Origin of the sequence: Streptomyces sp. NPDC058955 (assembly GCF_042741435.1) — a bacterium.
GTDB lineage: Bacteria > Actinomycetota > Actinomycetes > Streptomycetales > Streptomycetaceae > Streptomyces.
Map to the genome: position 1 here is coordinate 58,229 of NZ_JBHYKM010000010.1, position 23,041 is coordinate 81,269.

Consider the following 23,041-nt stretch of genomic DNA (forward strand, 5'->3'; position numbering starts at 1 on the left):
GGGGGGGTTCGGCCCGGCCTGCGTACCGAGATCACAAGATCATCTCTGCCCTGGGCCTTCCGGCCCGCCCCTGGCAGGATGCCCTCATGCGGATGAGAAGGACGGCGGGCTGTGCCTGCCTGCTGGTCGCGCTCGTCGCGTGCGGTGGCCCGAGCGACGACGGCGCCGCGGCCCCGACTGACGTACCACGTGCGGAGACGACTGCCTCGATGGACCCGAACACGATCACCGTCCTGGTCACCTTCGTCGGCGGTCCGGCCGACGGCCGGACCGAACACCGGCCGCTCGCCGAGGCGACGGGCACGGTCACCGTCGACGGCGTGACGTATCGAAGCAACCCGGGACCGCCCCCTGAGGTCGCGGACACCCCGGAGGGCCTCGCACAGGTGATGCGTCCCGTCTGACGCGGCACCGGCCGTTCCAGCGGCCTCCGTCATCCTGCCTCCGGGACTCCCGCCGGGCCGACCGTCATCCGGCCGCCGGGGCGCGCGCCGGGCTGAACGCCTCAAGGGACTCCGGGACGGTCTGGCCGCCGTCCACGGTGAGGGTCTGGCCGGTGATGAACGCCGCCTCGTCGGAGGCCAGGAAGCCCACGGCGTGCGCGATGTCCGACGTCTCCCCGATCCTGCCCAGCGGGATCGAGGCCGCCATCCCGCGCACGTACTCCTCGCCCAACGCGGTCAGCCCCTCCGTGCGGATGTTGCCGGGGAGGACGGCGTTCACGGTGATGCCCAGCGGCGCCAGTTCCAGGGCCGCCGCGCAGGAAGCCGAGCTGCCCCGCCTTGCTCGCCCCGTAGTGCGACCAGCCGGTGTAGCCCGTGGTGGGTCCGGTGATGGAGGACGTCAGGACGACACGGCCGCGGCCGGCGCGCTCCATGGCGGGCAGACAGGCCCGGACGGCGAGGATGGAACCGCGGAGGTTGACGGCCAGGACCTCGTCGACGTCGGCCGCGGTCATCTCGCGCAGCGGCTTCTCCGGAAAGATCCCCGCGTTCGCGCACAGGACGTCGAGGTGACCGTGCCGTCGCTCGGCCTCGGCCGCCATCGCCTCGACGGCTCCCGCGTCCCGCACGTCCAGGCCCAGCCCGGTGACCCGTCCGCCGGTGGACCGGACGAGGTCCGCCGCGACCTCACGGGCCGTCGCCTCGTCCCGGCCCGTGAGCACGACGGCCGCGCCACGGCGGGCGAAGAGCTCGGCGATCCCGCGTCCGATGCCACGGGTTCCGCCCGTCACGACGACGGACCGCTCGTGCCAGGGGGTGGTGCGGATCATGGCTCGTTCACCTCGTCGTACGTCGGCGGTCGCGGCCGCTCACCGTAGCCGAGACGCATCCCGGCCCGCCTCCGGCTCACCTGAACGGATAACGGCGGCACGGAGGAAGCGATACGGGCGAATCCGTACGGGAGGGGCCGTACGGGAGGGGCTGTACGGGAGGGGCCCAGGGTCCGCGCGCGGTGGGCTACGAGCGGGTCGCGGTGCCGCAGCCGCTGTGGCCCTCGCCCAAGGGGGCCGTGCGGTCGTACGGATCGACCGTGCGGCTGCCGTCCGGGCCGGCCTCCTCCGGTGACCCTCCGCCGAACTCGGGACGGAAGTAGCCGGTGGGGGCGCCGCAACCGCCGTTGGTCATGTGGAGCTTGTAGGACCGCAGGGTGAAGGTGCCCGGCTCGGTGGTGACCTTCGACGGGTCGTCCCAGCTCACCACCGTCTCCCGTCGCACGACCACCCGCACGACCTCGTCGCCGCCGCCGGCCGGCGCGACCGGGTACACGAAGGTGACGTCGGCGGTCACCTCGACGGCTCCCCGCTCCCCCTCGCGGTAGGAGAGGCGGCCCCTCGTCCTGACCTCGTCGCCGACCACGCGGGCCTGGGCGGGGTCGAAGCGGCTGAACAGCATCAGCGGATCGTGGTTCTCGCCCGGGGAGCCGAGCGCCGTGGTGACGAAGGTCGTGACGTCCTTCTGGTGCGGGTTCATCAGCGCGATCGCCTTCTCCGGGCGTCCGCCGCGCAGCACGGCGGGATCCAGGCCGGACGCGGCGAGGAAGTCGCGGGTGCGCGCGAGCGCCCGCTCCACCTCCGGCTTCGACATCCAGCCGGTGGCCTTGGCGGCGGGCACGGTGATCCCGGCGGTGCCGCTCGCCCAACGCGCCGCGGGCGAGCCGCGGAACGGCTCGGCGAGCGTGGCCCGCCCGTCCGATGCGGCGGGCGGTGCCTGTTCCGGCCGCGCCGTCTCCTGCGCGAGCGGAGCGCCCGTCCCCTTGTCGTCGGACCAGCCGACGAAGCCGCCCGGGTCCACCGCCACGACCAGCAGGGCCACCGCGGCCGCGAAGCCCGCCACGTGCCAGCCCTTCCGGCGCCGGGGCCGTACGGACGCGGACGTGGGACCGCGCCAGGGGGTCGGCTCCGCGGGTTCCGTGCGCAGCCGGGCCGCCACCTCGCGGGCGCGCGCGGACGGTTCCTTCGGTGCGGTGTCGGGGCTCTCGGCCGACGTGCGCAGGAACTCCTCCCACACCTCGTCCGGCACCGACGATCCGTCCCGCTGGCCACTCACGGCTGTCCCCCCTCTGCTGCGTGCCTCCGGCCCTCCCCAAGGCCCTCGCATGATCGCACAGAGGAGCGACTCCCCCTCCGCGAATCCCCCGTCCGCGAATCCCCCGTCCGTGGAGGTCAGGTGCCGGTGACGGTGGTGCGGGGAGTCTCGTCGACGTGGAGGGTGAAGACGTCGGGGCGGGCGTAGTGGCCGGTGGTGTCGAGGTCGAAGCGTGCGCGGGCGAGGTCGTCGAGGTCGAGCTCGGCGGTCAGGATTCCCTCGCCGTCGCGCAGCGGGCCGGCGAGGACCTCGCCGAGCGGGGAGACGATGACGGACCCGCCCCCGATCAGTACGGTGTCGGGCTCGTCGCCCTGGACGGGGTGGAGGTCGTCCGGCAGGCCGTCGCGGCGCAGGTACTGGCAGGCGCTGAGCACGAAGCAGCGCCCCTCCAGGGCGATGTGCCGCATGGTGGCCTGCCAGGCGTCGCGGTCGTCGACGGTCGGCGCGCACCACAGGTCCACGCCCTTGGCGTACATCGCGGTGCGCAGCAGCGGCATGTAGTTCTCCCAGCAGATGGCCGCGCCGATGCGTCCGGCACCGGTGTCGACGACGGGCAGGGTCGAACCGTCTCCCTGGCCCCAGAGATACCGTTCGGCGGCGGTCGGCATGAGCTTGCGGTGCAGGCCCAGGTAGCCGTCCGGGCCGAAGAAGAGCGCCACGCAGTACAGCGTGCCGCCCTGCCGCTCGACCGCCCCGACGACGGCGTGCACGCCGAGCTCGCGGGTGACGGCCGCCAGCGCGTCGGTCTGCGGACCCGGGACCTCGACGGCGGCGGCATGGTACCGCCGGAACAGCTCACGGCCGGCCGGGCTCCGACTGCCCACGGTGATGCCGAAGTCCAGCCCCTTCGGGTAGCCCCCGAGGAACGCCTCCGGCAGCACGACCACCGCCGCGCCCCGTCCGGCGGCCTCGCGGATGAGCTCCTCGGCCCGGGCCACCGCGCCGGGGGTGTCGAAGAGCGGTGCGGCGGCCTGGACGACGGCGACGGTCACGGCACGGCGGGACTCGGGCGGTGTCGTGGGGGCGGCGACGGTCGTGTCGGTGGTGGTCGTGTCGGTGGTGGTCGCATTCATGCCCCGACGCTAGACGAGTCGCCCCTATATTCGGAGGTTCTGCAGTCCGTTCGACGGGGGTGCGTGGTGGGATCGATCGGTGCCGTGTGCGCGCTGGCCGGGCTGGTCGCCGCGGGGGCGTTGCGGTGGCTGCCCGCCAGGGGGCGCGCGGACGGGCTGACGGCGGTGGGGGTCGCGGGCGTGCGGGGCGGTGCCCGGGCCGCGCTGACGGTGGCCGTCGTGGAGCTCCGGCTCGCGGGGGTGATCGCGGTCGGACGGGGCGGCAGGCTGCGGCGGTTGGTGCACTCCGGCCCCGGGCGGGACGTCACCGTGCTGCACCGTGCGGCGTGGGCGGTGCTCGGCCGGGAGTTGTCGATGGCGGATGCGGCCGTCGCTCCGGCGATACGGCGGGCCCAGGAGGAGGTGCGTGCCGACCTGGCCGCGCGTGGACTGCGCTGCGGGCGGGCCCGGTTGGCAGCGGCACGCCTGCTGGCCCTCGCGGCGGGCGGTACGGCCCTGGTCGTCGCGGTACAGGGCGCTCCCTGGGCGGGCGCGCCCCTGGCCGTGCTGTCACTCGCCGTGCTGTGCGCCCCGGAGCGGACGCCGGCCGGTCACCGGCTCCTGCGGGAGTTGCGCCGACTGCATCCCCTGTCCGGCCGCCCCGAGGCCGAGCCGGCGGAGATCGGGCTCCTTGCCGCGCTGTACGGGCACCGGGCCTTGCGTCTGCTGGTGCCGGAGTTCGCCGCACGCGCCGGTCTGTTCGGTGGCCGTGCCGCCCGGGAGACCGTCGCCCGCGAGGAGGGCGACCCGTACGGCAGGAGCGCCCTCACCGGTGACGGCGAGAGCGTCTGAGGTGCCGCGTCAGGAGCCGAGCCACACGATGTTCAGGACGGTCAGGTGGCGCAGCGGCCGGTTCACCCAGTACGTGAGGGACATCTGGCCCACGGAGACGTAGCGGACGTCGTCGCCCTCGGGGTCGTCGGCGTTCCACTGGCGGAAGCCCCACGGGTCGGCCGCCGCCGCGTCCAGGACGTCCCACACGGTGTCCTCCACTCGATCGGGCAGGGTGTCGAGCACCTTCGCCGCCGTCGAGGAGAGACGGACCGCGTACGGGGGCCCGGTCACCGGCGCCTTCCTCGCAGTTCCGCCATGTCGATGGCGTCGCTGTCGTCGTAGCCGGAGGTGATGAAGGCATCGACGGCCGAGGCGTGGGCGACGCGTCCCTGCCAGTCCTGGACGACCTCGTACAGCCCGGCGAGGGAGAACGTCCGGCGGGACTCCTCCAGCGCGGCCGTCCACTCCCGCTCGAACGCCACCACCCACCGCTCCGCGCGGGCGCTGGAGCGCAGTCGGGCGAGGAGTTCGGCCGGCGCGCCGGGCGCGGGTGCGTGGGGCGTGAAGGGGGTGTGGTCGGGATCCGCGCTCATCGGCACCTCCAGCGGGGACGTGGTCTCGCCACTGTACGCGCGGGGTGGGGTGGCGGGGACGGCTCCGTGGGGAAACCCTTCGTTCGGGGGGGGGTGGCCGGGGCGGACGACGTGGATCTGCCGGGCGTGGACGACGAGGCCCGCGAGGGGGTTGACGTGCGTCTCGTCGGGGTCCCGGGCGCCGGGTCCTTCCCTGTGTGCCGCTCAGCCGAAGAGCGTGCTGGTCATCAGGACGTGGACGGCGGTGCCGCCGACGATGCTGAGCAGGGCGTGGTGGCGCCACAGGTGCAGGCCGACGGTGACGGCCAGCGCCGTGAGCGGCGCGGCGGCGCGGACCTCGGTGACCGGCAGGTCGTGCAGGCAGTAGACGAGCAGAATGATCATCACGCCGGCCGGCATGCGCGTGCTGAGGTACCGCACCGTGCCGCTCGCCCGCAGCGGGGCCAGGGCGGCGAAGGGCAGCGCGCGGAGTGTCCAGGTGACGGCGGCGGTGACGAGGACCGCGGCGATCGCGTACGGGGTGTCAGGCACGGTTCGGCCTCCTGGTGGTCATCCGGTGCCGGACCAGCAGGCCGGCGGTGAACAGGGCGAACGCGACCGGCAGCATCTGCCCGGGGGCGAGGGCGCGGGCCACGAGGGCGCTCGACAGGGCGAGCAGCGGGGTGGCGAGGTCGCCGCGCAGTTGGCGTGCGGCGTCCAGGGCGAGCACGGTGAAGAGCGCCGTCAGGGCGAAGTCGAGTCCCGTGACGTTCTCGGGGACGAGCGCGCCGAGCAGGGCGCCGACGGTGGCGCTGCCCGCCCAGTACAGGTGCAGGTAGAGCTGCGTCCACAGGATCTGCGGGCCGGGCCACGTGCGTGCCCGCTCGGTGGAGGCCAGCGCGTACGCCTCGTCGCACAGCGCGAACGTGGCGTAGGCCTTGCCGAGCCGGCCGGGCACCCGGTGCAGGGGGAACGACAGCGCGTAGAAGACGTGCCGGACGTTCACCAGGAACGCGGCGGCCGCGACCGAGGCGAGCGGGGCCACGGCGACGACGAGACCGATCAGCAGGAACTCGAACGAGCCGCCGAAGGCCACCGCCGCGGACAGCGAGGCCCACCACCAGTCCAGACCCGACTGGACGACGAGCGCCCCGAAGGCGAGCCCCAGCGGCACGAAACCCAGTCCCACCGCGAGGGAGTCCCTGAACGCCGGGGCCGCGGAGGAAGGGACCCGTGCGGGCGGTTCGGCGTACGGGAGACGGGAGACCACGGGAGCGGCGGAACGTGTTCGCATGAAGACATTTTAGAAAAGATGTCCCTTAATATGGTTGCGCATCATGGCGCTATGCTCTTGATATGAGCAATGAAGTGGCACTTGACGCGATCGACCGCGACATTTTGTTTCATCTGCGGGAGGACGGACGTCTGACCAACGTCGAACTCGCCAAACGGGTCGGCCTCACGCCGCCGCCGTGCCTGCGCCGCGTCAGGCGACTGGAGGAGGCGGGCGTCATCACCGGCTACCGGGCCGTCGTCGACCCGGCCGCCGTCGGCCGCGGCCTCGAAGTCCTCGTCGACGTGGAGATCTACGCCAACGACCGCAAGAGCTTCGAGGAGTTCGAGAAGGCCGTCGCCTCCTACGAGGAGGTCATCGAGTTCCGCCGGATGTACGGGCGCCCCGACTACTTCATCCGCGCCGCGGTCGCCGACCACGCCGCGTGCGAGGCCTTCCTCACCAACAAGCTGAGCGGGCTTCCCGGTGTCCTGCGCTTCACCTCCCACCTCACGATGAAGACGATCAAGTCCGTCGGCTGACCGGAACCAAGTCCATTTCCCGAAGGCCGAGTTGTGGGGTGGCGCCGGACGTCTCCGATCGGCAGGATCTCCGGACATGGGGGTGCGGCGAATGATGCGGCGTCGCCTGCTGTGGTCGGCGGCGGGCGCGGTCGCGGTGTGGCTGCTGGTGCTGGGCTTCCGGGGCGGCTGGGACGTCGCGGACCCCGTCGCCAGTGTCGTGGGGGCCCTGGCCGGCGTGACGGGGCTGGTCTACGCCCTGGTCGCTCCGCTGGACGCGGAACAACTCGCCGAGCGGCTGGCGGGCGAAGTCGTGCGACGGGAGCAGGGCGAGTACGTGCGCTGGCTGGACGGGCGTACCGGCGGGCGCATCGACCTCGCGTACACCGTGCTGGTCCATGGCCAGGTGGACGGGGCACCGGCCGAGGGCCGGCTGAGCGACCTGACCGCGCTGCACCGTCGGCTCTCGCCGCCGCGCATGGTCATCACCGGCGCCGACGTCACGGACGACGCCGGGACCGGGAAGTCCCTGGCGGCGCTGTCGATGGTGCTCGACCTCGCACGGGACAGGCAGCCCGGGCAGGCCGTCGCCCTGCGCGTGGCGGCCACCTCGTGGACCGGCCAGGACCTGGAGGAATGGCTCGTCCGGCATGTGGTGAACGTGTTCGGCGTGGGCCGCGGGCCGGCTCGACGGCTGGTGGAGTCACGCCTCGTGCTCCCCGTCGTCGACGGCGTCGACGAGCTGGACCCGCCGGGCACCGCTCCGTACTCCAGTCGCGCCGCCGGACTGGTGCGCCTCCTCAACGACTGGCAGCACGGCACGCAGCCCGCCGCCGTGATCCTGACCTGCCGCCGCGGCCTCTACGACGGCCTCGTCGGCGTGGAGGCGCATCTGCGGGCCGCGGCCGTGGTGCGGCTGGCGCCGGTCGACGCGGAGCAGAGCCGCGCGTTCCTGCGCGCGAGCGTGGCCGACACCGAGGCGGGGCTGAGCCGCTGGCGGCCGGTGCTCGACGCGCTGGCCGGCCCGCCACAAGGAGCACAGGGAGCGCAGGGTGCGGAGGCGCCGGGTGCGGTCCGGTTGCGCGAGGCGCTGGCGACTCCCTGGCGTCTGTCGCTCGCGACGGCGGTCTACCAGGAGCGGACCGGGGACGGCCGGTATCGCCGCGAGCCCGCCGACCTCCTCCCGCTCGCCGAAGCCGGGACGCTCCGCCGGCACCTCCTCGACCTCTACGTCCCCGCGGCGCTGGCCGCGCGGAGCGATGAAGCGATCGACCCCGACGGCCCGGCCCGGAGCCGGCTGGCCGTGCTCGCCACGTACCTCGACGGCAACCGTGACGGCCGGCAGGCGGAAGGACGGACGCTCTCCGCGACGGACCTCGTGCTGCCCGAACTGTGGCCCATGGTCGGGGCGGACCGCACGAAGCGTGCCGTCCGAGCGGCCTGTCTCGGCTGGGCCGCCGTGGCCGAACTCGTAGTGGTGGTCCGGGCGGCCGCCACCTCCTGGGACCAACTCGCCCTCTCCTTCTTGCCGTTCTTCGCCGTCCTGTTCGCGTTCGAGCCGGACCTGTGGGACGGCGAGGACCGCATGTTCCTGCGGCCGCGGCGCTTCGCGCTCGGGTGCGCGTTGGGCTCCGCCCCTCCCGTACTCCTCGGGCTGTTGACGCCGGGCACGGGTTCGCCGACCGGGTGGATGGTGCTCGCGGCGGCCTTCGGGCTGATGGTCGGCGGCGCCATGGGCGTCGCCGTCGCACCCGACGAACGCCGCAACGGGCCACGCTCCTTGGTGCGCGCCGACGCGGTCGGCTGCGCGCTCTTCCTCGGCGACGTCCTGGCGATCTTCGGCCTGCTGGGTTACGGCACGGCGGGGTGGCGCGGCCTCTGGTTGATCCTCGCGCCCCTCACCGTCATCGCTCCGCTCGTCCTCCACTCCTTGTGGTTCCGGTACGTGGTCTTCCTCGTCCTGGCGCGCGACGTTCTGCCGTGGCGGCTCGGCCGCTTCCTGCACGAGTGCCACCAGGCCGGAATACTGCGCACGGCGGGGGCCGCCTACCAGTTCCGCCACCGGGAGCTCCAGGACCATCTGGCGGGCCGGAGCTCGCACTCGCCCACGACCGCGGGCCCGTGACGGTCGGCGACCGCCTCGACCACGGCGTCCAGGCCCTGTCCGGGCGATCGAGTGCGCAGCGGTCCGTCACTGCCGCGGGATGTCGATGCCCGCCGCGCGCAGGTGCCCCTCGACCAGACCGTTCAGCCGCGCGATGGACGGTGCCTCGTCCTCCCGGTGGTGGTTGACCACGCCGTACCGGGAGGCCGCGTCGGGCCCGGGCGGTCGCTCGGCCGGCAGCGTCAGCAGCGCGCGGACGCCCAGCAGGTTGGCGGCCACCGCCGAGGCCAGCTCCTCGATGCGCGGGTCGTCGGGATCCCAGGACCTCGCCTCCCAGCCGCGCTTGGTCAGCTCGACGAACTCGGGGTCGTCGAGCCGGTGTTCGAGGTTGGCCAGGAAGAGGTCGAAGACGTCGGGAGCAAGCGCCCGCGACAGCACCATGGCCTCCCGCTGGGTGGTGACGTGGTCGGGGCTGAAGTCGAGCTCGGCGAGTCGCTCCAGGACCGCGCAGGCCCGGTCGGGCAGCAGGGCGCGGTCACCGTGGGCGAGCCGGTGCAGGGTGTCGCGGCGGGCGGTCAGCTCCTCGATCTGTTCGGTGAGCCGGCGGCGGACGTCGTCCAGGGCGGTGGCGAACCGCTCGGGCTCCGCGTCGAGCAGCTCGCCGATCTCGGCCAGCGGCACGCCCGCCCCGGCCAGGGCCCGGACCTGGACGAGGCGCAGCAGGTCGGCCGAACCGTAGCGCCGGTAGCCGGAATGGTCCCGTTCCGGTTCGGCGACCAGGCCGAGCCGGTGGTAGTGCCGCACCGTCTTGACGGTGATGCCGACGAAAGCCGCCGCCTGACCGATCGTGAGCCCGTCTGCCATGGGGCGAGCCTAGCGCTCCGCTCTCGCCTTGACCTTGACCTTGGGTCAGGGTCCACGCTCGACTCACACCCGCCGACGCGAGATGAGGAATCACCATGAGTGAGCAGCACACCACCGCGCAGGACCGCCCCGAGCTGCGGAAGGCCGTGCAGGAGATCGTCGACGCCGGTTTCGCCGGCGTGCAGCTGCGCGTGAACGACGAACGCGGCGAGTGGGTCGGCAGCGCCGGGGTGAGCGAGCTGGGCCGGACCGCGAAGCCGCCGACCGACGGGCACTTCCGGGTCGGCAGCGTCACCAAGACCTTCGTCGCGACCGTCGTCCTGCAGCTGGTGGCCGAGGGCCGGCTCGGCCTCGAGGACCTGGTGGCCGACCACGTGCCCGAGTTCGGTCTCGACCGGCGGATCACCGTACGGATGCTCCTGCAGCACACCAGCGGACTGTTCAACTTCACCGGCGAGTTCGCCCAGGACGGATCGGTCGAACCCGGTGTGGTCGCCGGATGGGGCAAGGAGTGGGTGGACCTGCAGCACGCGACCTACCGGCCGGAGGAGCTGGTGCGGGGGGCGTTGGCGAAGCCGGCGCGGTTCGAGCCGGGGACGGCATGGAGCTACTCCAACACCAACTACGTCCTGGCCAGGCTGCTGATCGAGCAGGTCACCGGCCGCTCGCTGCCCGAGGAGACGCACCGGCTGATCCTGGGCCCGCTCGGGCTGACGGGCACCCTGCTGCCGGAGGCCCGGGAGGACATCCCCGAGCCGCACGCCCACGGCTACTTCGGCTACGACGACGCCGGACAGTGGAAGGTGGTCGACACCACCCGCTTCAACCCCTCCTGGGTGTCCGCCGCCGGCGACATGATCTCGACCAGCCGCGACCTCCACACCTTCTTCTCCGCACTGAACAGCGGCAGGCTCATCCCGTCCGAGCTGCTCGCCGAGATGCGCGCCGCGGACCCCACGATGGGTTACGGACTGGGCGTGTTCGTGGAGGAGCTGGACGGCGGCGGCACCGTCCTCCACCACAACGGAGGGTTCTGGGGCTGGGGCGCGCTGATGTACAGCACGCCCGACGGCACCAGGACCCTGACCGGCTCAGTGACCTCCGGGGGCGCCGAAATGGACCTGCCCACCACGGCCAGGACATTCGAGAAGGTGAAGCAGACCCTGGTCAAGGCGGTGTTCGCCTGAGACTTGTCCGGCCGATCATGTGCGGAGCCGATGGCGAGCGTTGGGTTGCGGCGGTCGCGGTGCCGAGGAAGACGTGACCGCGTGTGCCGTAGCCGGATGCCCCGGCAGCGCAGACACCGTCGGCGGTGCTTCGGTCCGGGCTCCGGCGGCGTGGCGACGTGCCCGCACGATGGTGGTGTCGACCGAGATGTCCCAGTCGATCTCCCCGGCCGCGTCGGCCTCGCGTTGTCCGCGCAGACGACCACGTCGAACCGGCCTTCCACGAAAGGGAGTCGGCGCATGTCGGCGGCGGCGTTACGCAGGTCCACGCCCGCCGGGCAGCCTCGCGGGCCGCTCGGGCGGCGGCGCGGGGGCTGAGGTCCGTGCCGGTGACGAGGTGGCCGCGCAGCGCCAGGCCGATGGCCTGCGTGCCGATACCGCAGGAACAGTCGAGCACGGCCGCCGCCCGGTCCGCGCCGACGAGCGCGTCCAGGGCTCGCCCCTGCCGGTGGAGGCTCGCGTCCCAGTCCGCGTAGATGAGGTGGTAGTCGTCGGCCAGTTCGTCGTAGAACCGCGCGACGGAGGTGTCTCGCATCGCGTGAGACTACCGTCCGGGGCGTGGCCGCCGGAGAGTCCGTCCTCGACGCACCGCAGACCGGGCGTCACCCGGTGTACGGAACACCCGGCCTCCGCACCCCCGGCAGACTGAAGCGGTGATCCTCACCAGCGGCCGTCGACCGCGCCCCGCAGGAACACCGCCGGCTCCGCGCGGGCGCCCTCGCCCACCTGACACCCCGCGCAGGCCCCCGGCGCCCCGGGTCCTGATCGGCACCGTCCTCGCCGACCCGGAGCGGCAGTCCGGTCACGACGACGACGCCTGCGCGCCGGCCCTCCGCGTCGACTGACACCAAGGCCGCGGGCCGTCGTTCACCGACGGGGGCAGGAAGGTGGCGAATCAGCTCCCCGCCGCCCGCACCACTCGCTAGCGTGGCAGTCACGGCGGAAAGGGGACAGAAGTGACGCTGACTGTGGGCTTCCGGCTGGGCAACGACACCCTCACCCGGCAGGTGACGGTCCTGGTGACCGAGAGCGGCGTCCTGCACCGGGCCCAGGGCCTCTACGGGAAACTGCCGCGGGTCTCCCCGCCCGTGCCGTCGGTCGCGCTGACGACGTCCCTCCCGGACTTCCGGGGCGAGAACCCGCTGGCCCGCCCCATCGCCGACCTGCGCCTGCAGCACGCCTCGTACACGCGGAAGGGGTACGACCGGACGCTCATCCCGCCGTCGGTGGTGCGCGTGGACGTGCGGGAGCACCCGCCCCGGCCCCTGGTGCGCCATCGTGAGCTGATCCACGCGTTCGTCGACGCGGCGCCCAGCACGCCCCAGTCGCTCGAAGCGGCCATCACGGCCTTCCGGACCGCGCGCGGGCTGCCCTCCCGGCCCGAGCGCGTCGCCGGCGCGCCCGTGCCCCGCCCGCACGGGATCCCGCCGCGCGTCGCCGCGATGCTGCGCACCCTGGCGCACGGCTCGCCCCTCACGCCGTCGCGGCGGCTTCCCGTCGGGTGGACCGTGACGGGCCAGGGCGTACGGCTGCGCGTCGGCACGATGGGCGAGGTCCTGGACCGGGCGGACGTGATCGAGCTCCACGCCGCCCTGAACGCGTGGCTGCTCTTCACGAAGAACCCCGGGCAGCCGGCACCGGAGCACGAGGTACGGTCAGGCCCTCCCCGGCAGAGGCCATCCGGCTCGGGTTCGGTCTGAGGGGTTCGGCCCGGCCGGGGTGGAGGCGCCGGCGTCGAGGTGGGCCGCGATGCGTTCGATGGTGCGGGCGTTGTCCTCGAAGAGGTGCGCCCGCATGCCGGTCGCCCGTGCGGCCTCGACGTTGACCGCGGCGTCGTCGATGAAGAGGCAGTGCTCCGGACGTACGTCCAAGGCCGCGCAGACGGCGTCGAAGGCGCGCGGGTCGGGCTTCTCGATGCCGATCTCGTGCGAGTAGACGATCTGCTCGACCAGTTCGTCGAAGTGGTAGAGCGTCGTCTCCCGTTCGCGTGCGCCGACGAAGCTGTTGCTCAGGATGCCCAGCCTGCAGCTGCCGCGCAGGCCTCGGACGTAGGCGATGAGTTCGTCGTTCGGGGTCCCCAGGTACTCCGTCCAGAGGTCGGCCATGAAGGCGTCGGTCTGCGGGGCGTCGAGCCCCAGACGGGACGCCACTTCCGCGTGCACGTCCCGTTCGCCGATGCTGCCGATGCTCCCGGCCCGCCATATGTCGTGCATCCGTGCGTGCACGGAGCCGCGCGGCAACTCCAGCCGCTCCTCCCACCGTTGCACCCATCCCGTGTCCGGCGTGATCTCCAGCACGCCGCCGATGTCGAGAATGACGCAGGTCTCGGTCAAGTCCCTCTCCTCTTCGCTGCGGGAAGGCGCGTGCCCGGGGCCGTACGCGCCACCCGGTGCGGCGGCGTCGTCCCACATGAGGTCCCAGAACACGCGGTCCACGCGACCGAGCCTGCCACAGGCCCGTCCCGTGCCGGACGTGCGCCTCGCGGAGGACGGACGGAGCCGACCGGATTCGAACCGGCGTCCTCGCGATGGTGGAGACCGCGCGCGTCGACCTCTGCGCTACGGCCCCGCCCGCCAGGCATCCTACGAGAGAACGCCCTGCGACGACTTCCGGACGGGCGGCGGAGATTGGGGGACAGGTGGTCACCGCACCCACTAGCGTACGCGCGAGTAGGAAGTGGGCGACGGTGTCGCCGGGGACGAGGGGAGCGGACCATGGACCGGCAGTGGAGCCTTGAGGAGAGCGTGGTGGTCGACGCGCCGCCTTCGGTCGTCTACGGGTTGGTGTCGGACCTGCGGAACATGGGGCGGTGGAGCCCGGAGTGCCGGTCCGTGTGGGTGCTGCGGCCTCCGGCGCGTGCCGGTTCCCGGTTCGTCGGTTTCAACCGGCGCGGGCTGTTCGTCTGGCCGACGTTCGGACGGGTGACCCAGGCGCGCACGGACAGCGAGTTCGTCTTCGACATCAGCGCCTTGGGGCTGCCGATCGCACGCTGGGGCTACCGCTTCGCGCCGGAGGGCTCGGGTACACGGGTCACCGAGTTCTGGCAGGACCTGCGGACCGAGGGGTACCGCGCCCGGATCGCCGAGTTCCTCGGAGTGCTGTTCGCCGGAACCAACCCCGCCCGGCGGGCGGAGGTCAACAGGGCCGGGATGCGCACCACCCTGGACCGCATCGCGCGGACGGCGACCGCCGGGCTCTGAGGGCCGAGGTCCTCACCGGTGGTCACCGTCGGCGGTGCGCGGGCCGGCCGACGTCCGGTACAACACGCAGCGGCGCAGCGGGCCTTCGGGGACGCTCGGGTCCTCGAAGTCGTCGGCCGGGTCCCGGGTCATGCCGAGCCTGCGCATCACGGCCTGGGAGCGGACGTTGCCGACGGTCGTCGACGCCAGCACCTCCGGCAGTCCGAGGACGTCGAAGCCGAAGGCCAGGCAGGCCCGGGCGGCCTCGGTGGCGTACCCGTGTCCCCATGCCGAGCGGGTGAGGCGCCAGCCGATGTCCACGCCCGTGAAGGGCATGTCGTCGCCGACCACGTCCAGTCCGACGCGGCCGACGAACGCGCCGGTCGCCCGCACTTCCAGGGCCCACCAGCCGAAGCCCCGCTCCTCGAACTCGGCCCGCATGCGGGCCGCGACGGCGTCGCTCTGCCGGCGGGTGAGCGGGTCGCCGAGGTGGGCGCGGACTTCGGGATCGGCGTTCATGGCCGCCCACGGTGCGAGGTCGGACCGGCGCCATCGGCGGAGCAGCAGGCGTTCCGTGCGCAGTTCTGTCATGCGGTCCAGCCAACGTGTCCGGGGCCGGGGTGTCGATCGGTTTTACGGCGCCGGGGTCGTCCCGCAGGTCGGGTCGTCGATTGCGGTGACGGTGTACGGGGGCCGGCCCGGCGGCTCGTCGAGCTGGCTGTCGACCACGTAGAGGCGGCAGCCGTGCCGTGCCAGGGTGGTGGGCAGGTCGAAGGGTTCGTCGGTGAGGCGGTGGGTCACCGTGCCCGTACGCAGGTCCTCGTCGAGCCGGGCGATGTAGACACCGTGCGGGGCGCCGTAGTTGAGGACGGCGTACAGCGTCCGGTCGCGCAGCACCATGCCGTCGGCGCCGAAGGACTGGTCGCCGAGGTCGAGCCGGCTGACGTCCTTGTCGGCGGTGGAGACGCGCCAGACGGCCTCGGTGCCGTTGGACGCCACGAGGAGGGTGCTGCCGGTCCCGTCGGCCACGATGCCGTTCAACAGCCAGTACTGGGGCGGGAACTGGGGGAAGGCGGCGCGGATGTCGAGCCAGGGTTCGAGGGGGCCGAGCGTCTTGCCCCGGAGTTCCGCCCGGTGGATGACCGGGTTGGCCCAGTCGGTGACGTACACGGCGTCCTTCGTCACGGTCAGGTCGTTGAGGCGGGGCGCGCCGAGCGGTCCGGCCTGGGCGGTGCGCGTGGCGAGGAGGCGTCCGTGGCGGTCGTGGACGGTCAGGGTGGCGCCTCCCACGGAGAGGACGCGGCCCCGCCGGTCGGTGTGCACGCCGAGGGTGCTGGGGCGGTCCGCCAAGCCGCGCGCCGGGAACGGCTTCAGGTCGGGGTCGCCGACATGGCCCCGGTAGAGGGTGCCGAGACCGTCGGAGGAGACGTACATCGTGCCGTCCGGGGTGATCGTGATCCCTTCGGGCAGCACGCCGGCTTCGTGCGAGACGACGTACGTGTCGGGCAGTTCGCGGGCGCCGGCGGGGGCGGGCGCTCCGGCGAGGGTCGTGAGGAGGAGGGTGGCGGTGAGGCAGGCTGTGCGGGCGGGGATGCGGCGCATCGGTGCGACCTCCGGCGGGTAGTCGGCGCAGGGGCGAGGGGCGGTCGACAGGAGCGTGCCGCGCCCGCGTGCGGAGCGCACTGCCTTTCACCCCTGGGTGAAAGGGTCCGCAGGGCGGATAATCGGTCGGCATGATCCGTCTTCACTTCACGGCAGCCGATCTGTGCCGGATCACGCTCGCTCCGACGGTCGACGCGCTGTCGGAGACCGTGCTGAGCGTGCGAGCGGCGCTGCGGACGGGTCCGGGTCCGCGTCCGGGCGCGCGCGGCGGTCCGGGCCGGGGTGCCGGGCTGTCGGACCGTCCGCGGGCCGCCGCCCGCGCGTGGCACCGTTCCCTGCCGGGCGGTGCGGTGGCCCGGGCGGGTGTGCTCGCCGAGTTGCTCGCCGACGACGGCTTCGTACCGGACTTCCTGATGCAGCCGGCGGTCCCCGACTTCGCCGACGGGCTCGGGGCGGCCGCGTCGACGCCGGTGGAGCGCCTGGCGCTGGATCTCGGGATCCCGGAGGTCTCCGGCTGGAACGGCGGTCTGGCCCGGCCGGGACGGTGGGCGCACGAGCTCGCGCAGGGGTCGCCGGCCGCGGCCCGCGCCCTGCTGGACGACATCCGCCGCTCCTTCGCGTCGTCGGTGGAACCGCTGTGGCCGCGGATCCGCCGCGACGCCCTCGCCGATCGCGCGCTGCGGTCGGAGATGCTGCTGCGCGGTGGTGTCGACGCGCTGCTGACCACGCTCGGCACGACCTGGCGGTGGCAGACGCCGACGCTGCACCTGCCGTCGGCGTCGACGTACGACATCCCGCTGTGCGGGCGGGGTCTGCTGCTCGTCCCCTCGTGGTTCGCGACAGGCCCGATGGTGATGTACCGCCCCGAGGCGGCGACGGTGCTCGTCTACCCGCTGTACGACTCCGGCGACGCGGCGCCCTCCGGTGAACGGCCGGAGGCCCTGGCGGCGTTGCTCGGCCGCACCCGGGCCCGGATCCTCGCCCTGCTGCGCTCACCGGCCACCACGTCGGCCCTCGCGGACCGCGCCTCCGTGTCCCTCGCGGCGGCCAGCCAGCACGCGGCGGTCCTGCGGGGCGCGGGCCTGGTCGACACGGTCCGCACGGGGACGGCGGTGCTGCACAGCCTCACGCCCCTCGGGCACGCGGTGCTGGCGGGGGTGGCGGACTGAGGGGTGGTCCCGCGTGAGGCGGAGCCCGGCACCCCCGGCCGGGCCCCGCCGGGCGGGCCTCAGGAGCCGGCGGTGGGGAGGCTCAGGAAGAGGTCGAAGTAGGTGCCGACCGACAGGAGCAGCCCGAGGCCGCCCAGGACGGCACCCGCGACGGCGACCGCGCGGACCCGGGCGGAGCGCCGGGGCAGGGTCAGGACGAGTCCGGCGACGACCACGGCGAGGAGGGCGAAGACGCCGTTGACCAGGGCGGTGCTGTGCCAGGCGTCGCCGTAGATCTCGCTGATCTGCTGGGCGGGGGTGCCGCTGCCGGAGGTCTTGATCTGGCCGATCAGCGTCTCGCGCTCGGCGACGACCTTGCCGGTCCAGGTGCCGGTGAGGGCGACGACGGAGAGGGCGACGGACACGACGGCAGCGGCGGCGGCGCCGACCCCGCCCGTCTCCAGCCCGGAGTCCTCGCCCCCGGCCTCGTCCCGTACGTCCTCCTCGTCGTCCTCCTCGTCCCGCGGCTCGTCCAGGGACCCCTCCAGGGACCCCTCCAGGGACTCGTCCAGCAGGTCGGCGCCGTCGGCGACGGCGGTGTCCTCGACGGTGTCGGCGTCCGGGCGCGCTGCCGTCCCGTCGGTCTTCTCGGTCGTCTTCGTTTCCATGCGACGCACGCTAGGCGCCTCACATGAGAGCCGTCTTAACCGATCAAGGCGGTCCAGGTGCGGCGCGGTCGCATGATCGGCCGGGCGGGCCCTGGCCGGGCTCCCCCGGTCGCGATCGGGGTCGAGGCCCTGCCGAACCGTGCGGCAGGGCCTCGGCGTTCTCAGCGCAGGATCTCGATCCGCACCCGCTCGTCCGGCGTCGCGATGTCCCAGAAGCGGGCGATGCCCCGCGCGTCGCGGTAGACGCCCGTGCCGCCGGTGACGGCCATGTCGAGGGAGACCGCTCCCTTCGTCCACAGCGACTGCATCGTCAAGGAGCCCTCCTCGACCTCCATCGTGATCAGGCACTGCGAGGTCGTCCTCTCGCCCTTCGTGTGGACGACCTGGCAGTGTCCGCCCCCGCGTCCGACGCTCCGGCCGTCCTCGACGGCGGTGCCGGAGTACACGTCCATGTCGCCCAGGCTCGGCCCGGCGGGGCCGAGATCGACGGCGGTGTACTGCTCGTTCCGCACCTTGAGTTCGATGACCTCGGGCTTCTTCGTGGTCCCGGCGGCCGCTCCCTCGACCGCCCACATGCCGGCCGCGACCGCGGCGAGTGACAGGGCGGCGAGCCGCGTCCCCTTGGTGGCCATGATCATGCTCCTCGGTGTGAAGGAATTCCGTAGGCGATCGGGGGTCAGGCGAGCTGCTGGTCCTTGTCGGACGGGAGCCAGACCGACATGGTGGCCGGGTCGATGGGGATCGAGATGTGCTCGTGCGTGATCGCCCACGCTCCGTCCGTCCGCCGGAGGCAGACGCTCTCCCGCACCCATATCGAGGCCTGGAGACCGCCCTTCCGCTCCCCCGAGTCGCGGTGGAGCATGTGCGCGAAGGCGGTGTCCCCGCTGGTCACGAGAGTGAGGTCGTGCGTCTCCAGGCTGATGGGGCCGACGTACCCGTCGAACCACCGCAGGAAGTTGCGGCGGATCTCGTCGGTGCCGGTGAACCTCAGCGGGGGGACGACGTCGTAGTAGACGGCGTCGGCGGCGTAGAAGGACATGAGCCGGTCGATGTCCTTGGTCTGCTGGGCGTCGGCGCGGCTCGCCAGGAGCGCCCGGAGCTCGGACTCGTGGGTGGTGGTCATCGCGTACTCCTTCGTTGGTGGTGTGCTGGAGGGGGAGGGCCGGGAGGGCCGAGAGGGCCGGCTTCAGGCGGCGCGTCCGGCCTTGAGCGCGGCGGCGACGCCGACGACCCGGCGGGCCTGGTGGCGGGCGGCCTCCAGGCTCACCTCGCCGGGCTCCGCGTCGCCGACCACGGCCGAAGTGCCGTAGGGGTTGCCCGACGTGAACTGGATCGGGTCCGTGTAGCCGGGCGGCACGATGAGGCCGCCCCAGTGGTAGAAGGTGTTGCCGAGGGCCAGGAGGGTCGATTCCTGCCCGCCGTGGGCGCTGTTGGAGGCGGTGAAGGACGAGTACACCTTGTCCGCGAGCTTGCCCGCGAACCACAGGGGCCCCGTTCCGTCGATGAACTGCCGCAACTGGGCCGCGGGGTTGCCGAACCGGGTCGGGGTGCCGAACAGCACCGCGTCCGCCCACTCCAGGTCGCCGTGCCCGGCCTCGGCGACCTCGGCGGTGTCCCGGTGGTGACGGGCCCAGGCCGGGTGGGCGTCGATCACCTCGGCCGGGGCGGTCTCGGCGACCTTGCGGAGCCGGACGTGGGCCCCGGCCTTCTGCGCGCCCTCGGCGACGGCTCTCGCCAGGGCGTGCACGTTGCCGCTGGTGCTGTAGTAGATGACTGCGACGTTCACGGGCTCCATGCCGTTCTACCTCCGTCTGCTTCCGTCGCGTTCCTTTGCCGGGTACGACGAGACGGCCCGGCGGAATGTGAGGCGGCCCGGCGGAATGCGAGGTGGGGCGGCGACATGTGAGGTGGGGCGGCGGATCGAGGCAGGCGGGTCGGCGAGGTCACGTTTCGGGGCGCTGCCGCGTCATGACGGTGAAGGAAGACCCGACCGAGGAGCCTCAGGACCATGACGTACCGTTCGACCGCGCTGCAGGACGACCGAGCGGACTCGGCGGCAAGCGCCCTCGCCGCCGAGCGCCGCCGGCTGATCAACCTCGCGTACCGGATGCTGGGCTCCCTGGCCGAGGCCGAGGACATCGTGCAGGAGACGTACGCCCGCTGGTACGCGATGTCCCCGCGGCAGCGGGAGTCGGTGGCGTCCCCCGGCGGCTGGCTGACCAAGGTCGCCGGCCGCATCTGCCTCGACGTGCTGCGCTCGGCACGGGCCAGGCGGGAGCGCTACGTGGGGGAATGGGTGCCCGAGCCGCTGCCCGCGCGTGCCGAGTGGCCGACCGGCGCGACGGACGACAGCACGGCCGACCCGGCCGATCGGGTCACGCTCGACGAGTCGGTCAGCATGGCCTTCCTCGTCGTCCTGGAGGCGATGACCCCGGCGGAGCGGGTGGCGTTCGTGCTCCACGACGTCTTCCGCTATCCGTTCTCCGAGGTGGCCGACATCGTCGGCCGCACCCCGGCGGCCTGCCGCCAGCTGGCGGCCTCGGCCCGCCGCCGCGTCGACGCCTCACGGGCACCCCTGTCACCGGCGGCCCAACGGGCCGGCGTCGTCAAGGCGTTCAAGCGGGCGTGGGAGGCGAAGGACATCCCCGCCCTCATCGGCCTGCTCGACCCCGGTGCCGTCGCCGTCGGTGACGGCGGCGGACTCGTCACGGCCACGCTCCACCCGATCGAGGGCGCCGAGCCCGTCGCCCGCTTCTTCGCCGACCGGACCCTCCCCGGCCGGCTCACGGTCCGGGAGTGCACGGTCAACGGCCAGCCCGGCCTGGCGGCCCACGTGGACGGCGCCGTCGTGTCGGTGTACGCCTTCGACATCGCGGACGGCCGGATCCGGCACATCTGGGCCGTGCTCAACCCCGAGAAGCTCAGGCCCTGGAAGTCGGCCTGACGAGGACTCGGCCCGCCGCTGACGGGACTGGGCGGTCGTCTTTGGTGTCCCCTTCCGGGGCGGTGAGCTCCACGACGACCGTGCCGCCCTCGGTGCGGACCCGACGGACGGCCCGCAGCGGGATCCGCGTCTCCTCGTCCGGCCGGCTCAGCAGAAGCGCATCACCGTCGGAGCGGAGGACGGCATCACCGGCGCCGCGGAGGACGGGTATCGGGGAGGTCATCGGCATGGCGTGATCGTAAGGGGCGGGGGGGCCGGTTCCAGGGATTCCTCCTCCGGACCATCCGGTGCGCGAGGCCGAGGCCGAGGACGACGGAGAGGATCACATGGCTCGCCGGTCAGTGCCTAGGAGGAGTGGATGTATCCCGCGGCCGTGAGCAGGACGGTGACGCCGACGCCGGTGAGAGCCGTCGCCAGGAGGTACGCGACGGGCGCCTGGGCTCGGGTGCCGGGCGGCGCGGCGAGGGCGCCCACCGTTCTGGTCTGCCACCAGGCGTAGGCCGCGAGCAGGAGGACGGCGGTCGGGAGCAGGACGACCTGGCCGGTGAAGTGCGGTACCGCCCCGCTGACGCCGGCGACTCCGGCGGCGCCGAGCAGCACACCCGGCCCGTCGAAGCGGAGGCCGATCCGGCCGGGACGGTCGGGCACCAGGGCCGCCGTCGCGATCGCGGCGGCCACGGCGAAGGGGATCCCGGCGAACAGGCAGACACGCCAGTCCAGGCTCATGGGGAGCCACCAGGCCGCCGACAGGCCGAGCACCGGGCCGCCGACGCCCACGATCGCGACGTAGATCCCGAACGCCCTGCGGCGCTCCTGGAGGTCCGTGAAGGAGGCGGACACCAGGGCCGGCGCGGACGACGAGACCAGTGCGGCGAAGGCGCCCTGCAGGGCGCGGGCCGTGATCCAGACGCCGGAGGAGGGCGCCGTGCCGCCGAGCGCGGCGGCCGCCGCGAAGCCGACCAGGCCGATCACCAGCATCCGCTTGCGGCCCATCAGGTCCGCGATCCCGGCGCCGAACAGCAGCACCCCGACGAAGGCCAGTACATAGGCGAGGGGCATCACGTCCAGGTAGACGGTGGACGACACCTTCCAGCCGTCGCCAGGAAGCCCCAGGTCCACGTCGGCGCCCGCCACCATCATGGCCGTGTTGGAGAACGCCGCGTCGAAGAGGGCGACCGCCTGGGCGAACGCGAGCGCCACCAGCCCCCACCAGCGCCGCGGCTGCGGGGCCTCCGCTCCGGGGAGGCCGGCCGGGGACGTGGGTGCCCCCCAGGCTCCGGGTGACGGAGGCAGGGGCGCACCGAAGCCGGGGGCGGCGCCGGAGCGGGCCGGGGCGGTCGGGACGTAAGCGGGCGACGCGGGGACCGGCGATCTGGCGGGCGGGACGCGGGGATCCTGCGGCGCGGCGACCCCGGCGTCCGCGGGGGCGGGGGCGGGAGCATAGTCCAGCAGATGTGCGGCGCGGCGGCCGAGCTGGGCGAGTACGGCCCCCGGCAGCCACTCCCCCGCCCGGTCGGTCGCCGTGCGCGCGGCCACCTCGTGCGGGGTGGGCCGTTTGGCCGGGTCCTTGTCGAGGCATGCGCGGACGAGGTCGACGAGCGCGTCCGGTACGCCGGTCAGGTCCGCCTCCTCCTCTGCGACGCGGAAGAGGTGGGCGTTCAGGCCGGTGTCGGTGGCGCCGAAGAGGAGCCGTCCGGTGGCGGCGTAGACGAGGAGCGCGCCGAGGCAGAACACGTCGGACGCGGGCGTGAGTTCGAGGCCGCGCACCTGCTCGGGCGACATGAAGCCGGGCGAGCCGATCAGCATGCCGGTGCGGGTGTGGAGGCTGTCGCCGGCCAGGCCGTCCATCGCCCGGGCGATCCCGAAGTCGATGACGCGGGGGCCGTCGACGGTGACCAGGACGTTGGACGGCTTGAGGTCCCGGTGGATCAGGCCCGCCTCGTGCACGGCCTGGAGGGCGAGGGCCAGGCGGTTGGCGAGGGTGCGGACCGAGTGCTCGGGCAGCGGCCCGAAGTCCTGGGCCACGACGGTGGTCAGGTCGGGCCCGGGGATGTACTGGGTCGCCACCCACGGCACGGCGGCGTCGGTGTCGGCGTCCAGGACGTCGGCGGTCCAGGCGCCGCCGACCCTCCGGGCCGCGGCCACCTCGCGGGCGAACCGGCGGCGGAACTCCGCGTGCTGGGCGTGTTCGGCCTGGACGACCTTGACGGCGACGGTGCGTCCGAGGTCGGAGCGGCCCAGGTAGACGAGGCCCATCCCGCCCGCGCCGAGGCGGGCGATCAGGCGGTACGGGCCGATGTGCGCGGGGTCCTCCCCCGTCAGCTGTTCCACGGTGGAGGTCAGCCCTTTCGGTGCCGGTCGCCCGGGCCGCCGGGTGCGGCGTGCGGGGCGGAGGCGTGCGGGGCGGAGGCGCGCGGTTGCGCCGAGCGGAGTGCGTCACGGCCCATGTGTGGTGTTTCCCCCGGA

At 73.5% G+C, this 23,041-nt stretch carries 26 protein-coding genes, 1 tRNA gene and 2 pseudogenes; 10 read left to right on the forward strand and 19 right to left on the reverse strand.

The window, feature by feature from the left end:
• Nucleotides 1-86: 86 nt before the first annotated feature.
• Nucleotides 87-404, forward strand: coding sequence for a hypothetical protein (locus tag ACFW1I_RS07040; RefSeq protein WP_384666814.1), 318 nt, complete (start codon nt 87-89; stop codon nt 402-404).
• A gap of 64 nt (nt 405-468) precedes the next feature.
• On the opposite strand, the pseudogene fabG reads toward ACFW1I_RS07040, so the two are convergent.
• The 3 genes and pseudogenes from fabG to ACFW1I_RS07055 form a co-directional block, all read right to left on the reverse strand.
• A pseudogene (gene fabG, locus ACFW1I_RS07045) lies at nt 469-1,273 on the reverse strand (3-oxoacyl-ACP reductase FabG).
• Nucleotides 1,274-1,460: 187 nt separating this feature from the next.
• The gene (locus ACFW1I_RS07050) at nt 1,461-2,522 is read right to left on the reverse strand and encodes a hypothetical protein (RefSeq protein WP_384666913.1); all 1,062 of its coding nucleotides are present in this window, start codon (nt 2,520-2,522) and stop codon (nt 1,461-1,463) included.
• Nucleotides 2,523-2,665: 143 nt separating this feature from the next.
• Nucleotides 2,666-3,580 (reverse strand): nitrilase-related carbon-nitrogen hydrolase, encoded by a 915-nt coding sequence (locus ACFW1I_RS07055; protein ID WP_384666916.1) that lies wholly within the window; start codon nt 3,578-3,580, stop codon nt 2,666-2,668.
• 147 nt (nt 3,581-3,727) lie between these two features.
• On the opposite strand from ACFW1I_RS07055, the gene ACFW1I_RS07060 reads away from it, so the two are divergent.
• Nucleotides 3,728-4,492, forward strand: coding sequence for a TIGR04222 domain-containing membrane protein (locus ACFW1I_RS07060; RefSeq protein WP_384666816.1), 765 nt, complete (start codon nt 3,728-3,730; stop codon nt 4,490-4,492).
• Between the two features lie 9 nt (nt 4,493-4,501).
• Here the strand turns inward: ACFW1I_RS07060 and ACFW1I_RS07065 are convergent, their stop codons facing one another.
• From ACFW1I_RS07065 to ACFW1I_RS07080, 4 genes are all read right to left on the reverse strand, one after another.
• Nucleotides 4,502-4,765, reverse strand: coding sequence for a hypothetical protein (locus ACFW1I_RS07065; RefSeq protein ID WP_384666818.1), 264 nt, complete (start codon nt 4,763-4,765; stop codon nt 4,502-4,504).
• The gene (locus ACFW1I_RS07070; RefSeq protein ID WP_384666820.1) at nt 4,762-5,067 is read right to left on the reverse strand and encodes a DUF6247 family protein; all 306 of its coding nucleotides are present in this window, start codon (nt 5,065-5,067) and stop codon (nt 4,762-4,764) included. Before ACFW1I_RS07070 ends, ACFW1I_RS07065 begins: the two co-directional genes overlap by 4 nt.
• Before the next feature lie 204 nt (nt 5,068-5,271).
• Nucleotides 5,272-5,598 carry a branched-chain amino acid transporter permease gene (locus ACFW1I_RS07075; RefSeq protein ID WP_384666822.1) on the reverse strand — a complete coding sequence of 109 codons (327 nt, stop codon included), beginning with the start codon at nt 5,596-5,598 and terminating at the stop codon, nt 5,272-5,274.
• Nucleotides 5,591-6,340 (reverse strand): AzlC family ABC transporter permease, encoded by a 750-nt coding sequence (locus ACFW1I_RS07080; protein ID WP_384666824.1) that lies wholly within the window; start codon nt 6,338-6,340, stop codon nt 5,591-5,593. Before ACFW1I_RS07080 ends, ACFW1I_RS07075 begins: the two co-directional genes overlap by 8 nt.
• A gap of 62 nt (nt 6,341-6,402) precedes the next feature.
• On the opposite strand from ACFW1I_RS07080, the gene ACFW1I_RS07085 reads away from it, so the two are divergent.
• Together ACFW1I_RS07085 and ACFW1I_RS07090 are read left to right on the forward strand one after the other, a co-directional pair.
• Nucleotides 6,403-6,861 carry an Lrp/AsnC family transcriptional regulator gene (locus tag ACFW1I_RS07085; RefSeq protein WP_384666826.1) on the forward strand — a complete coding sequence of 153 codons (459 nt, stop codon included), beginning with the start codon at nt 6,403-6,405 and terminating at the stop codon, nt 6,859-6,861.
• Nucleotides 6,862-6,937: 76 nt separating this feature from the next.
• The gene (locus tag ACFW1I_RS07090; protein WP_384666828.1) at nt 6,938-8,965 is read left to right on the forward strand and encodes a hypothetical protein; all 2,028 of its coding nucleotides are present in this window, start codon (nt 6,938-6,940) and stop codon (nt 8,963-8,965) included.
• A gap of 66 nt (nt 8,966-9,031) precedes the next feature.
• Here ACFW1I_RS07090 and ACFW1I_RS07095 read toward each other — a convergent pair whose 3' ends face one another.
• Complete coding sequence (locus tag ACFW1I_RS07095) at nt 9,032-9,808, reverse strand: MerR family transcriptional regulator (protein ID WP_384666830.1); 777 nt, start codon at nt 9,806-9,808, stop codon at nt 9,032-9,034.
• Nucleotides 9,809-9,903: 95 nt separating this feature from the next.
• On the opposite strand from ACFW1I_RS07095, the gene ACFW1I_RS07100 reads away from it, so the two are divergent.
• Nucleotides 9,904-10,995: a serine hydrolase domain-containing protein gene (locus ACFW1I_RS07100; protein ID WP_384666832.1), complete on the forward strand. Its 1,092-nt coding sequence runs from the start codon at nt 9,904-9,906 to the stop codon at nt 10,993-10,995.
• 215 nt (nt 10,996-11,210) lie between these two features.
• Here ACFW1I_RS07100 and ACFW1I_RS07105 read toward each other — a convergent pair.
• Nucleotides 11,211-11,569: pseudogene (locus tag ACFW1I_RS07105) on the reverse strand (class I SAM-dependent methyltransferase); the annotation flags it as partial.
• A gap of 118 nt (nt 11,570-11,687) precedes the next feature.
• Between ACFW1I_RS07105 and ACFW1I_RS07110 the strand changes: the two are divergent.
• Together ACFW1I_RS07110 and ACFW1I_RS07115 are read left to right on the forward strand one after the other, a co-directional pair.
• Nucleotides 11,688-11,879, forward strand: coding sequence for a hypothetical protein (locus ACFW1I_RS07110; RefSeq protein WP_384666835.1), 192 nt, complete (start codon nt 11,688-11,690; stop codon nt 11,877-11,879).
• Nucleotides 11,880-11,990: 111 nt separating this feature from the next.
• A complete protein-coding gene (locus tag ACFW1I_RS07115) occupies nt 11,991-12,734 on the forward strand; it encodes a hypothetical protein (protein WP_384666838.1) in 744 nt (247 codons plus the stop codon).
• Here the strand turns inward: ACFW1I_RS07115 and ACFW1I_RS07120 are convergent.
• Together ACFW1I_RS07120 and ACFW1I_RS07125 are read right to left on the reverse strand one after the other, a co-directional pair.
• On the reverse strand, nt 12,690-13,367 hold the full coding sequence (locus ACFW1I_RS07120; RefSeq protein ID WP_384666841.1) for an HAD family hydrolase: 678 nt from the start codon (nt 13,365-13,367) through the stop codon (nt 12,690-12,692). The genes ACFW1I_RS07115 and ACFW1I_RS07120 overlap by 45 nt on opposite strands.
• Before the next feature lie 160 nt (nt 13,368-13,527).
• Nucleotides 13,528-13,602, reverse strand: a tRNA-Trp gene (locus tag ACFW1I_RS07125).
• A 146-nt stretch (nt 13,603-13,748) separates the two neighbouring features.
• Between ACFW1I_RS07125 and ACFW1I_RS07130 the strand changes: the two genes are divergently transcribed.
• Nucleotides 13,749-14,234 (forward strand): SRPBCC family protein, encoded by a 486-nt coding sequence (locus ACFW1I_RS07130; RefSeq protein ID WP_384666844.1) that lies wholly within the window; start codon nt 13,749-13,751, stop codon nt 14,232-14,234.
• 12 nt (nt 14,235-14,246) lie between these two features.
• On the opposite strand, the gene ACFW1I_RS07135 is transcribed toward ACFW1I_RS07130, so the two are convergent.
• Nucleotides 14,247-14,804 (reverse strand): GNAT family N-acetyltransferase, encoded by a 558-nt coding sequence (locus ACFW1I_RS07135; RefSeq protein ID WP_384666847.1) that lies wholly within the window; start codon nt 14,802-14,804, stop codon nt 14,247-14,249.
• Between the two features lie 42 nt (nt 14,805-14,846).
• On the reverse strand, nt 14,847-15,815 hold the full coding sequence (locus tag ACFW1I_RS07140) for a hypothetical protein (protein WP_384666848.1): 969 nt from the start codon (nt 15,813-15,815) through the stop codon (nt 14,847-14,849).
• A gap of 131 nt (nt 15,816-15,946) precedes the next feature.
• Here ACFW1I_RS07140 and ACFW1I_RS07145 point away from each other — a divergent pair, with 131 nt between their 5' ends.
• Entirely contained in the window at nt 15,947-16,984 is a 1,038-nt protein-coding gene (locus tag ACFW1I_RS07145; RefSeq protein ID WP_384666850.1) for a winged helix-turn-helix domain-containing protein, read from the forward strand.
• Between the two features lie 59 nt (nt 16,985-17,043).
• On the opposite strand, the gene ACFW1I_RS07150 is transcribed toward ACFW1I_RS07145, so the two are convergent.
• The 4 genes from ACFW1I_RS07150 to wrbA all read right to left on the reverse strand — a co-directional run bounded on the left by ACFW1I_RS07150 (nt 17,044) and on the right by wrbA (nt 19,426).
• The gene (locus tag ACFW1I_RS07150; protein ID WP_384666852.1) at nt 17,044-17,631 is read right to left on the reverse strand and encodes a hypothetical protein; all 588 of its coding nucleotides are present in this window, start codon (nt 17,629-17,631) and stop codon (nt 17,044-17,046) included.
• Nucleotides 17,632-17,792: 161 nt separating this feature from the next.
• Nucleotides 17,793-18,263: a hypothetical protein gene (locus tag ACFW1I_RS07155; protein ID WP_384666855.1), complete on the reverse strand. Its 471-nt coding sequence runs from the start codon at nt 18,261-18,263 to the stop codon at nt 17,793-17,795.
• 44 nt (nt 18,264-18,307) lie between these two features.
• A complete protein-coding gene (locus ACFW1I_RS07160; RefSeq protein WP_384666857.1) occupies nt 18,308-18,754 on the reverse strand; it encodes a YybH family protein in 447 nt (148 codons plus the stop codon).
• Nucleotides 18,755-18,817: 63 nt separating this feature from the next.
• Nucleotides 18,818-19,426 (reverse strand): NAD(P)H:quinone oxidoreductase, encoded by a 609-nt coding sequence (gene wrbA, locus ACFW1I_RS07165; protein WP_384666859.1) that lies wholly within the window; start codon nt 19,424-19,426, stop codon nt 18,818-18,820.
• Between the two features lie 213 nt (nt 19,427-19,639).
• On the opposite strand from wrbA, the gene sigJ reads away from it, so the two are divergent.
• Nucleotides 19,640-20,575, forward strand: coding sequence for an RNA polymerase sigma factor SigJ (gene sigJ, locus ACFW1I_RS07170; protein ID WP_384666861.1), 936 nt, complete (start codon nt 19,640-19,642; stop codon nt 20,573-20,575).
• On the opposite strand, the gene ACFW1I_RS07175 is transcribed toward sigJ, so the two are convergent.
• Nucleotides 20,553-20,804, reverse strand: a complete 252-nt coding sequence (locus ACFW1I_RS07175) for a hypothetical protein (RefSeq protein WP_384666864.1) — start codon at nt 20,802-20,804, stop codon at nt 20,553-20,555. The two genes, sigJ and ACFW1I_RS07175, sit on opposite strands and share 23 nt — an antisense overlap.
• Before the next feature lie 116 nt (nt 20,805-20,920).
• Nucleotides 20,921-22,906, reverse strand: coding sequence for an MFS transporter (locus ACFW1I_RS07180; protein WP_384666867.1), 1,986 nt, complete (start codon nt 22,904-22,906; stop codon nt 20,921-20,923).
• Nucleotides 22,907-23,041: the final 135 nt, after the last annotated feature.

What these genes read in the sequence shown, in the direction of transcription:
- ACFW1I_RS07040 (WP_384666814.1), top strand. Translation starts at nt 87, where the DNA reads ATGCGGATGAGAAGGACGGCGGGCTGTGCCTGCCTGCTGGTCGCGCTC.
- ACFW1I_RS07070 (WP_384666820.1), bottom strand. Translation starts at nt 5,067, where the DNA reads ATGAGCGCGGATCCCGACCACACCCCCTTCACGCCCCACGCACCCGCG.
- ACFW1I_RS07080 (WP_384666824.1), bottom strand. Translation starts at nt 6,340, where the DNA reads ATGCGAACACGTTCCGCCGCTCCCGTGGTCTCCCGTCTCCCGTACGCC.
- ACFW1I_RS07085 (WP_384666826.1), top strand. Translation starts at nt 6,403, where the DNA reads ATGAGCAATGAAGTGGCACTTGACGCGATCGACCGCGACATTTTGTTT.
- ACFW1I_RS07090 (WP_384666828.1), top strand. Translation starts at nt 6,938, where the DNA reads ATGGGGGTGCGGCGAATGATGCGGCGTCGCCTGCTGTGGTCGGCGGCG.
- ACFW1I_RS07095 (WP_384666830.1), bottom strand. Translation starts at nt 9,808, where the DNA reads ATGGCAGACGGGCTCACGATCGGTCAGGCGGCGGCTTTCGTCGGCATC.
- ACFW1I_RS07100 (WP_384666832.1), top strand. Translation starts at nt 9,904, where the DNA reads ATGAGTGAGCAGCACACCACCGCGCAGGACCGCCCCGAGCTGCGGAAG.
- ACFW1I_RS07130 (WP_384666844.1), top strand. Translation starts at nt 13,749, where the DNA reads ATGGACCGGCAGTGGAGCCTTGAGGAGAGCGTGGTGGTCGACGCGCCG.
- ACFW1I_RS07135 (WP_384666847.1), bottom strand. Translation starts at nt 14,804, where the DNA reads ATGACAGAACTGCGCACGGAACGCCTGCTGCTCCGCCGATGGCGCCGG.
- ACFW1I_RS07140 (WP_384666848.1), bottom strand. Translation starts at nt 15,815, where the DNA reads ATGCGCCGCATCCCCGCCCGCACAGCCTGCCTCACCGCCACCCTCCTC.
- ACFW1I_RS07145 (WP_384666850.1), top strand. Translation starts at nt 15,947, where the DNA reads ATGATCCGTCTTCACTTCACGGCAGCCGATCTGTGCCGGATCACGCTC.
- ACFW1I_RS07150 (WP_384666852.1), bottom strand. Translation starts at nt 17,631, where the DNA reads ATGGAAACGAAGACGACCGAGAAGACCGACGGGACGGCAGCGCGCCCG.
- ACFW1I_RS07155 (WP_384666855.1), bottom strand. Translation starts at nt 18,263, where the DNA reads ATGGCCACCAAGGGGACGCGGCTCGCCGCCCTGTCACTCGCCGCGGTC.
- ACFW1I_RS07160 (WP_384666857.1), bottom strand. Translation starts at nt 18,754, where the DNA reads ATGACCACCACCCACGAGTCCGAGCTCCGGGCGCTCCTGGCGAGCCGC.
- wrbA (WP_384666859.1), bottom strand. Translation starts at nt 19,426, where the DNA reads ATGGAGCCCGTGAACGTCGCAGTCATCTACTACAGCACCAGCGGCAAC.
- sigJ (WP_384666861.1), top strand. Translation starts at nt 19,640, where the DNA reads ATGACGTACCGTTCGACCGCGCTGCAGGACGACCGAGCGGACTCGGCG.
- ACFW1I_RS07175 (WP_384666864.1), bottom strand. Translation starts at nt 20,804, where the DNA reads ATGCCGATGACCTCCCCGATACCCGTCCTCCGCGGCGCCGGTGATGCC.